Source organism: Polaromonas sp. (assembly GCF_018780625.1).
Classification (GTDB): Bacteria; Pseudomonadota; Gammaproteobacteria; order Burkholderiales; family Burkholderiaceae_C; genus Polaromonas.
In genome coordinates this window covers 1-9,221 of the sequence record NZ_JADMJK010000200.1, presented here as the reverse complement: position 1 = coordinate 9,221, position 9,221 = coordinate 1, and the positions used below count along the sequence as shown (strand labels likewise).

General features: G+C 63.5%; 12 protein-coding genes. 6 read left to right on the top strand and 6 right to left on the bottom strand.

All coding sequences use genetic code 11. The features are described 5' to 3' along the window. The 3 genes from IV091_RS14960 to IV091_RS14950 form a co-directional block, all read left to right on the top strand. Window positions 1-263, top strand: a 263-nt coding sequence (locus IV091_RS14960; RefSeq protein ID WP_293470053.1) for a DbpA RNA binding domain-containing protein, incomplete at its 5' end; no start/stop codon positions are given. Window positions 264-281: 18 nt separating this feature from the next. Then, on the top strand, window positions 282-1,004 hold the full coding sequence (locus tag IV091_RS14955) for an SDR family NAD(P)-dependent oxidoreductase (protein WP_293470052.1): 723 nt from the start codon (window positions 282-284) through the stop codon (window positions 1,002-1,004). Between the two features lie 205 nt (window positions 1,005-1,209). Then, entirely contained in the window at window positions 1,210-1,386 is a 177-nt protein-coding gene (locus IV091_RS14950; RefSeq protein WP_293470051.1) for a hypothetical protein, read from the top strand. A gap of 80 nt (window positions 1,387-1,466) precedes the next feature. Here the strand turns inward: IV091_RS14950 and IV091_RS14945 are convergent, their stop codons facing one another. The 5 genes from IV091_RS14945 to IV091_RS14925 all read right to left on the bottom strand — a co-directional run bounded on the left by IV091_RS14945 (window position 1,467) and on the right by IV091_RS14925 (window position 6,194). Next, a complete protein-coding gene (locus IV091_RS14945) occupies window positions 1,467-2,438 on the bottom strand; it encodes a branched-chain amino acid ABC transporter permease (protein ID WP_293470054.1) in 972 nt (323 codons plus the stop codon). Between the two features lie 54 nt (window positions 2,439-2,492). Beyond that, entirely contained in the window at window positions 2,493-3,377 is an 885-nt protein-coding gene (locus IV091_RS14940; RefSeq protein WP_293470050.1) for a branched-chain amino acid ABC transporter permease, read from the bottom strand. A 78-nt stretch (window positions 3,378-3,455) separates the two neighbouring features. After that, a complete protein-coding gene (locus IV091_RS14935) occupies window positions 3,456-4,649 on the bottom strand; it encodes an ABC transporter substrate-binding protein (RefSeq protein ID WP_293470049.1) in 1,194 nt (397 codons plus the stop codon). A gap of 67 nt (window positions 4,650-4,716) precedes the next feature. Next, complete coding sequence (locus IV091_RS14930; RefSeq protein WP_293470048.1) at window positions 4,717-5,421, bottom strand: ABC transporter ATP-binding protein; 705 nt, start codon at window positions 5,419-5,421, stop codon at window positions 4,717-4,719. Further along, window positions 5,421-6,194 carry an ABC transporter ATP-binding protein gene (locus tag IV091_RS14925; protein ID WP_293470047.1) on the bottom strand — a complete coding sequence of 258 codons (774 nt, stop codon included), beginning with the start codon at window positions 6,192-6,194 and terminating at the stop codon, window positions 5,421-5,423. The genes IV091_RS14930 and IV091_RS14925 overlap by 1 nt, the downstream gene beginning before the upstream one ends. A 220-nt stretch (window positions 6,195-6,414) precedes the next feature. On the opposite strand from IV091_RS14925, the gene IV091_RS14920 reads away from it, so the two are divergent. The 3 genes from IV091_RS14920 (at window position 6,415) to IV091_RS14910 (ending at window position 8,777) form a co-directional block, all read left to right on the top strand. Beyond that, window positions 6,415-7,485 carry a DUF6352 family protein gene (locus IV091_RS14920; RefSeq protein ID WP_293470046.1) on the top strand — a complete coding sequence of 357 codons (1,071 nt, stop codon included), beginning with the start codon at window positions 6,415-6,417 and terminating at the stop codon, window positions 7,483-7,485. A 10-nt stretch (window positions 7,486-7,495) separates the two neighbouring features. After that, complete coding sequence (locus IV091_RS14915) at window positions 7,496-8,434, top strand: 1-phosphofructokinase family hexose kinase (protein WP_293470045.1); 939 nt, start codon at window positions 7,496-7,498, stop codon at window positions 8,432-8,434. Window positions 8,435-8,612: 178 nt separating this feature from the next. Then, window positions 8,613-8,777: a hypothetical protein gene (locus IV091_RS14910; protein WP_293470044.1), complete on the top strand. Its 165-nt coding sequence runs from the start codon at window positions 8,613-8,615 to the stop codon at window positions 8,775-8,777. A gap of 121 nt (window positions 8,778-8,898) precedes the next feature. On the opposite strand, the gene IV091_RS14905 is transcribed toward IV091_RS14910, so the two are convergent. Further along, window positions 8,899-9,221: methylmalonyl-CoA mutase family protein (locus tag IV091_RS14905; protein WP_293470043.1), on the bottom strand; the 323-nt coding region annotated here is incomplete at its 5' end.

Here is a 9,221-nt window from a genome sequence, read left to right as displayed (position 1 = left end):
CCAAGGAGCCGCTGCGCCCGCCCATGGCCACGCTGCAAATCGTCGGCGGCCGCAAGGAAAAAATCCGCGCCGGCGACGTGCTGGGCGCGCTGACCGGCGAAGCCGGCTTCACGCGCGAGCAGGTCGGCAAGATCAATGTCAACGAGTTTTCGACCTACGTGGCGGTGGACCGCACGATTGCCGCCGACGCCCTGCACAAGCTGTCCATGGGCAAGGTCAAGGGCAAGAGCGTGCGGGTGCGCCTGCTTGACGACGAATCCTGACGCGCTTCGGGAGCGACGATGGATGCGCGCAGCACCCGTGACCGCGCGCCCGGCCTGGCGCTGGTGATAGGCGCGGGCGGCGGGCTGGGCGCGGCCTTGGCCGATGGACTGTCCGGCGCCTACCCGGCGGTGCTGCGCCTGGGCCGTACTACTGCGCCGACCATCGACTATATGGACGAAACCAGCCTGAAAACGGCTGCAGACTGGGTGGCGGCGCAGTGCGCCGGGTTGCAGCTTGAACTTCGGCTGCTGGTGGTGGCCAGCGGTTTTTTGCACGGCGCGCAGGGCCAGCCCGAGTGCAGCTGGGCCAACCTGGACGCCGACTACCTGAGCCACGTGTTCCGCATCAACGCCATCGGTCCGGCGCTGGTGATGAAGCATTTCCTGCCCTTGCTTCCAAGGCAGGGGCGCTGCGTGGCCGGCTTTGTGTCGGCCAGGGTTGGCAGCATCGGCGACAACACGCTGGGCGGCTGGTACGGCTACCGGGCGTCCAAGGCGGCGCTGAACCAGCTGGTCAAGACCGCGTCGATCGAGATGCGCCGGCGAAACAAGGACGGCATTTGCGTGGCGCTGCACCCCGGCACCGTCGACACGCCGCTGTCCCAGCCCTTCGCCAAAACTGGCTTGGCCGTGCGCCCCGCGCCAGAGGCCGCAGCCGAGCTGCAGGCGGTGCTGGCCGCGCTGACGCCGGCTGACACGGGGACGCTGGTGGACTACCGCGGCCAGCAGCTACCCTGGTGAGTATTTAAGTCAAAAGTGCCTGTTGCCCAGGCGGCCTCCAGTTTTTCACTGAGCTCCACAATGACATCGCGCCACCGGGGGCGGCTTCATTTTCAACATCCATGCGGCTGACAGGCTGACACCGTCCCCCGACCTTCACGCCTATGTCGAGGTTTATCTGAGCCACCGCCAGTATCTGTTTGAGCCGTCTGACACGGTGATTCCCATGGGCCTTGTGCGCTTTGCCGCGGGCCGTGATGCCGCCGACGCAGCGTTTGCCGCCCTGTTCGGCAGCGTGGCGCCGGGTGTGCCCATCATCGGGATTCAAGCCGTGCCCAACGGCCAGGGCGAGTTGGTCACGCCCCTGCATGTGCGCCGCGCCCTGTCCAGCGACGGGGCCTGAGCATAAAAAAAGCGGCCAGGGCGGCCGCTTTGAACTTTGCAGAAAGGGGGGGGCGCTGCAAGGCGTCCCGCCACCGCCGGTCAGGTGGCGCTGCTCGCAGCCGCCTTGGCGGCGGCGCGGCGCCGCTCCCGAAAGGCCTGCACCTCGCCGACCACGCCCTTGCGAAAGGTCAGCACGCAGATCACGAAGATCACGCCGATGATGACGGTGACCCATGAGCCGACCTTGTCGGCCAGCAGGTTTTGCAGCGAGATCACGATGCCGGCGCCAAACGCCGGGCCAAAGAAGGTGCCGACGCCGCCCAGCAGCGTCATCAGGATCACCTCGCCTGACATCGACCAGTGCACATCCGACAGCGTGGCAAATCCCATGACCACGGTCTTGAGCGAACCGGCCAGCCCGGCCAGCGCGGCAGACAGCACAAAGGCCAGCAGTTTGTAGCGGTTGACCTGGTAGCCCAGCGAGATGGCGCGCGGCTCGTTTTCACGAATCATCTTGAGCACCTGGCCAAACGGCGAGCGCACGATGCGCGCGATGAACAGGAAGCACACCACGAAAATGGCCACCACGAAGTAGTACATCGCCGTGTCGGACCTGAGCGAAAACAGGCCGAACAGGCTGCCGCGTGGAACCCCCTGCAGGCCGTCCTCGCCGCCGGTAAACGGGGCTTGCAGGCAGACAAAAAACACCATCTGGGCCAGGGCCAGCGTGATCATGGCGAAGTAAATTCCCTGGCGCCGGATGGCCACCAGGCCCACCACCAGGCCAATCAGTGCAGCCACCAGCGTGCCCGCCAGAATGCCCAGTTCAGGCGTCCAGCCCTGCGCCTTGATGAACCAGCCCGTGATGTAGGCGGCCGAGCCAAAAAAAGCGGCATGACCAAACGACAGCAGCCCGGTAAAGCCCAGCAATAAATTGAAGGCGCAGGCAAACAGGGCAAAGCACAGCAGCTTCATCACAAACACGGGGTACAGGCCCAGCAGCGGGGCCAGCAGCAGCAAGCCCAGCATGACAAGGTAGGTAATGCGGGTCAGTTTGGCAGCGTTGCTCATGGGCGTCTTGGTCACAGTTTGCGCAGCAGTTGCAGTCAGGGTGTTGCTCATGGTTCAGGCCTCCTTGCCAAAAAGGCCATTGGGCCTGACCATCAGCACGATGACCATCACGACAAACACCACGATGTTCGAGGCCTCCGGATAAAAAACGCGGGTCATGCCCTCGACCAGGCCCAGGCCCAGGCCGGTGATCACCGACCCCAGGATGGAGCCCATGCCGCCAATCACCACCACGGCAAACACCACGATGACCAGGTTGGACCCCATCATGGGGCTGACCTGGATGATGGGCGCAGCCAGCACGCCGGCCAGCCCGGCCAGTGCCGCGCCAGCGCCATAGGTGCACATCACCATCACCGGCACGTTGACGCCGAAGGTCTGCAGCAGCGGCGCATTTTCAGTGCCGGCGCGCAGGTAGGCGCCCAGCCGCGTCCGCTCGATCAGGAACCAGGTGCCCAGGCAGACCACCAGCGACACCAGGACGACCCAGGCGCGGTAGTTGGGCAAGATCATGAAGCCGAGGTTGGTGGCGCCCTGCAGCAGCTCGGGTACGTTGTAATTCTGGCCTGACGCACCGTATAACTCGCGGAAAACGCCTTCGAAGATCAGCGCCAGGCCAAAGGTCAGCAGCAGGCCGTAAATCGGGTCGAGCTTGTACAGGTGTTTCAGAAACAGCCGCTCAATCACCACGCCCAGCAGGCCGACCGCGAGCGGGGCCAGCACCAGCGCATACCAGTAATTGAGTCCGAATTTGTCCAGCATGATCCAGGCGGCAAAAGCGCCCAGCATGTAGAGCGCGCCGTGCGCGAAATTCACAATGCCCAGCAGGCCAAAAATGACCGCCAGCCCGAGGCTGAGCAGGGCGTAAAACGCGCCATTGACCAGACCCAGCAACAGCTGGCCCAGAAAAGCTTGTAGGGGTATGCCGAAAATTTCCATGGAGGCCCGTCAGCTCACGCCTTGAGAGTAAAAAAAAGTGGCCGCTCGCCAACGCGCGCGACCACCGGGAAGGTCAACTTACTTCTTGAGCAGCGAGCACTTGGACTCGGCCACCGTGGTGAAGGCCTGCTCGCCAGGAATCTTGGCCACGGTCTTGTAGTAGTCCCATGGGGTGGTCGATTCTTTGGCGCCTTTCACCTGGAACAGGTACATGTCGTGAATCATGCGGCCGTCGGCGCGGATCTGGCCCTTGTTGTAGAAGTCGTCGATCTTCATGGATTTGAGCGTGCTCATCACCTTGTCGCCATCGGTCGTGCCCGCGGTCTGCACGGCTTTGAGGTAGTTCATGGTGGCCGAGTAGTCGGCGGCCTGCAGGCTCGAAGGCATGCGCTTGTACTTGGCGAAGAAGCGGTTGGCGAATTTGCGCGACGCGTCATCCTGGTTCCAGTACCAGCTGTCGGCCAGTTGCAGGCCTTCGGTGTTGGCCAGGCCCAGGCTGTGCACGTCGTTGATGAACACCAGCAGGCCGGCGACCTTCATGGTTTTGTTGATGCCGAATTCGCGGGCCGCCTTCATGGCGTTGGTGAAATCGCCGCCGGCGTTGGCCAGGCCCAGGATCTGGGCTTTGGACGACTGGGCCTGCAGCAGGAAAGCCGAGAAGTCAGCCGCATTGAGCGGATGGCGTGCCGTGCCTGCCACGGTGCCGCCATTGGCCTTGACCACGGTGGCCGCATCGTTCTCAAGCGAGTGGCCAAAGGCGTAGTCGGCGGTCAGGAAGTACCAGCTCTTGTTGCCGGCCTTGACCAGTGCCGTGCCGGCCACCTTGGCCAGCGCCACGGTGTCATAGGCATAGTGAACGGTGTAAGGCGAGCAGTCTTCATTGGTCAGGCGCGCAGAGCCGGGGCCGATGGCAATGAAGGGGAGTTTTTTCTGGGTGGTCACCTTGGCCATGGCCAGCGCCGTGCCGGAATTGGTGCCGCCAATCAGCATGGTCAGGCCTTCCTTGTCCATCCATTCGCGGGCCTTGGAGCTGGCGATGTCGGGCTTGTTCTGGTGGTCGGCGGACAGCACTTCAACCGGGCGGTTGAGCACCTTGCCGCCGAAATCCTGGACGGCCCATTTGACCATTTCAGCGCCAGCCGGGCCGTCGATGTCGGCGTACAGGCTGGACATGTCGGTGATCATGCCGATCCGGATCGGGCCGGTGCCCTGTGCGGAAGCGGCAGCGCCAAAGCCGATGGCCAAGGCGGCGACAAGGGTCTTGAGTTTCATGGGTGTCTCCTGGTTAAAGTTATCAGTGCAAGGGAAAGGAAAACGCAACAAGGGCTGTCCGCAGGGACTAGACCCCCAAATATTCCTGCAGCATGCCCATGTTCTGGGACAGCTCGGCTTGGGCAAACTGTTTGACGATCTGGCCGTGTTCCATGACGTAGAAACGGTCCGCCAGCGGCGCGGCAAAGCGAAAGTTCTGCTCCACCAGCACGATGGTGTAACCCTTGGCTTTGAGCGCCAGGATCATTTCGGCCAGCTTTTGCACGATGACAGGCGCCAGGCCTTCGGAGATTTCATCGAGCAGCAGCAGGCGCGCGCCGGTGCGCAAAATGCGCGCCACGGCCAGCATCTGCTGCTCGCCGCCCGACAGGCGCGTGCCGGGGCTGTTGGCGCGTTCCTTCAGGTTGGGAAACATCTCGTAAATTTCGGCAATGCTCATGCCGCCCGGCGCCACGGTGGGCGGCAGCATCAGGTTTTCCTCGGCGGACAGGCTGGCAAAAATGCCGCGCTCTTCAGGGCAGTAACCGATGCCCAGCCGCGCCACCTTGTGCGGCGCCAGCTTCAGGACTTCTTCGCCGTTGATCCTGATCGAGCCCTTGCGCGCACCGGTCATGCCCACAATGGCGCGCAGGGTGGTGGTGCGGCCAGCGCCGTTGCGGCCCAGCAGCGTGACCACCTCGCCCTGGTTCACGGTCAGGTTCACGCCATGCAGGATGTGCGACTCGCCATACCAGGCGTGCAGGTCTTCGATGTGAAGGAGTTCCTTGGTCATCAGTGGGCTCCCTGCAGTTCGGTGTTGGCGCTGCCCATGTAGGCTTCAATGACCAGCGGATTTTTTGCCACCTCGGCATAAGGGCCGTCGGCAATGATGGCGCCGCGCTGCAGCACCGTGATGCGGTCGGCAATCGACGACACCACGTTCATGTTGTGTTCAACCATCAAGATAGTGCGGCCCACGGAAACTTTTTTAATCAGCTGGGTCACGCGGTCCACGTCTTCGTGGCCCATGCCCTGGGTCGGTTCGTCCAGCAGCATCAGCTCGGGCTCCAGCGCCAGCGTGGTGGCCAGTTCCAGCGCACGCTTGCGGCCGTAAGGCAGGCTCACGGTCAGCTCGTTGGCAAAGTCGCTCAGGTCCACTTCGGCCAGCAACTGCAGGGCGCGTGCATGCAGATGATGCAGGGTGCTCTCGGCTTTCCAGAAATGAAACGAGGTGCCCTCGTTGCGCTGCAAGGCGGCGCGCACGTTTTCAAGCACCGTCATGTGCGGGAAAACGGCAGAGATCTGGAACGAACGCACAATGCCACGCCGCGCCGTCTGGGCCGGCTTTTCAGACGTGATGTCGTGGCCATTGAAGACGATGCTGCCATGCGTGGGCGTCAGGAACTTGGTCAACAGGTTGAAAAAGGTCGTCTTGCCGGCGCCGTTGGGGCCGATCAGTGCGTGAATGTGCCCGCGCTGGACTTTAAGGTCGACGTGGTCAACGGCCACGAATCCCTTGAACTCCTTGGTCAGACCTTTGGTTTCGAGAATGAACTCCACTGGCAAATTTATTCTCCGGCATAGGGGTTTAAATTCGCGGGCCGGCAGGCGTCATGCAACAGAGGACACCGATCCCGCGAATCAATAAATCCATCGTAGTGGTGCCGCGCCGGCCGCGCCATGGGCAAGACCCTTAAGTAGTTTTACTTGCAAGAAAAACAGTGGCCGGGTGTCCGGCGCGTACCCCGGCCTGAAAGGACTCCTTCGCTGTGCGACCATTGCGACCATGCAAAATTTTTGGCCCTCCAGTGGTTTCAGCTCCCTTCAGCGCACCGAGCGCGGCTGGCTAAAGCCCACAGACGACTACCTCCGCCTTTTTCTGGCCCGGCCTGAACTGGCGCCCGTGCCCGAGTCCTGCCCGGCCGAACTGGCCCTGCATGCTGCGCTGACCGCGTCGCCTGCCCGGCCGGTCAGCCCCGGCGAACTGCAGGCCCTGCAAGACAGCGATGCCCAAGGCAGCTACACGCTGTTTTTGCGCTTTCGCGATGGCTTGCTGGCTGCCGGCACGCTGGAGGCTTATTACCTCGGCCTGTTCACGGCCAGCGGCGCGGGCCGCATCGACATACCGCCGCTGTTCATCGACTTGCTGGTGCAGGCAATCACGCACAGCCTGCTGGAGGGCGCCCAGGACGCTTACACGGTGCGCGCGGGCGAAATGCTGTTTCGCAGCCAGCGCATCAGCACCGAAGGCGGGCAGGTGCTCAGTGGCGACCGCGAAACGATGGACATGCTCCATGAAACCGGCGGTCTGGGCGACTTTGGGCGTTTTCTGGCCGAAGCCAAGGCGCCGCAGCGCACCCTGACCGTGCAGGTGCTGAGCGACGACAACGCGCCCGACTACTGGCAGCAGGCCGGCCGGCACCGGTTTTTGCTTGACCTCACGCATGAGGTCACCCACGACCTGAGCCATGGCCTGGTCTTCACGCTGACGCGCGCCCGCTCTGGGCTCAAGGCGCTGGCGGGCGTGCTGCAGTTGTGGGTGCAGCATTTCCTGGGCGTTGCCGTCACGATACGGCCGCTGCAAAAAATAGAGGACGAGGCCTGGCGCTGGCATGTGGGGCTCGATGCCGAGTCGACGGCCATCCTCAATGACCTGTATGAGGACCGCCCGGTGCAGCCCGACCGCATGCAGCGCCTCGTCAGCCTGTTTCGGCTGGAGTTTGTCAACCCGGCCGAGATGCGCACCGATGTGGCCGGCAAACCCGTTTATCTGGGTCTGAGCATGGATGCGGGCAAGGTGCTCCGGCTCAAGCCGCAAAACCTGCTGATCAATCTTCCCCTGCGCGCCGCCATGTAGCGGCCTGACCATGACCGAGATCCTCACCCTCACCATGAACCCGGCGCTGGACCTTGCGACGTCCACCGCCAGCGTGACCGATACCCACAAGCTGCGCTGCAGCGCCCCGCTGCGCTTTCCGGGCGGCGGCGGCATCAACGTGGCCCGTGTGCTGCAGCGCATGGGTGCCGACTGCGTGGCGCTTTACCCCGTGGGCGGGCTGCAGGGCCAGCAGCTGCGGCAACTGCTGGACGGCGAGCAGGTGCGCAGCCGCTGCGTGGAGATCGCCGGGGAAACCCGCGAGAGTTTTTCGGTCCTTGAAACCTCCAGTGGCCGGGAGTTTCGCTTTGTGCTGCCGGGCCCCACGCTCGCGCCACTGGAGTGGCAGGCCTGCCTGGACCACTTTGCTGATCTCGACGTGCCGCCGCGTACCCTGGTGGCCAGCGGCAGCCTGCCGCCCGGCGTGCCGATTGACTTTTATGCCCGGCTGGTGCGGCTGGCGCGGGCCGCCGGCACCCGGGTGGTGCTGGATACGTCCGGGCCGGCGCTGGCCGAGGCCCTGAAGGAGGGGGTTTACCTGGTCAAGCCCAGCCTGCGCGAGTTGCGCGAACTGACGGGCCAGCCGCTGAACGACGAGGCGCAATGGCGCGCCGCCGCGCAGCAGCTGGTGGCCAGCGGACAGGCCGAGGTGGTGGCGCTGTCGCTGGGCGAGCAGGGCGCGCTGCTGGTGACGGCTGAAAAAACCTGGCACGCGCCTGCGCTGGCGCAGCAGGTGCTCAGCGCCACGGGGGCAGGCGACAGCTTTGTCGGCGCCATGGTCTGGGCGCTGAGCCGCCAGGCCGGGCTGGCCGACGCTTTTCGCTACGGCGTGGCGGCGGGTTCTGCCGCGCTGCTGTCGGCCGGCACCGGCTTGTGCAGCAAAGCCGATGTGGAGCGGCTTTACGCCGAGGTTGGCCTGAATCAGGCATGAAAATTGAGGCTTGCCCATGCCCTTAGGACTCTAATAGCTATATAAAATATAGCAAAATAGGCGATGGGTGGTGTGACGCCGGGAAATGCGTGAATCGCCGCTCTTTCACCTTCTGAATCCGTGCGGGCGCGCAGTGGCTTAAAATTGCGTGTTCAGCTATTTTTAACCGGAGTCTTCCATGTCCAAAAAAATCAGAGTCGAAGCCGACATCTGTGCCCCCAAGCCCGTGCCGCCAAAAGGCTACACGACCACCACTGGCCATGGCCAGAAAATCAGCCTGGAGCGCGGTTCGCACACCCGCAGCAAAAAGAACCCCGGCAAGCGCCCCTCCAAAGGCGGCTAAGCCACAGACCGGCCAGCGCCACACCCGCGCTTCGCCGATCAAAAAAACCCGAACAGCTGGGGCCTCAAGGCCGCAACTGTTCGGGTTTTTTTGTGGCTGAAAGCTGCCCGCCTATGGCGTATTACATATTGCGCCGGTACTGCCCGCCGACTTCAAACAGCGCATTGGTGATCTGCCCCAGCGAGCACACGCGCACGGCGTCCATCAGCACCTCGAACACGTTCTGGTTGTCAATCACGGCCTGCTGCAGGCGCTTGAGCTGCGCGGGCGCTGCGCTGGCGTGGCGGGCGTGGAAGTCTTCCAGACGCTTGAGCTGGCTTTGTTTTTCCTCGTCGGTTGAACGGGCCAGTTCCAGCTTGTCCTGGACCTGGTCGCCGTGCGGGTTGCGAAAGGTGTTGACGCCGATGATGGGCAGCTCGCCGGTGTGCTTGAGCATTTCGTAGT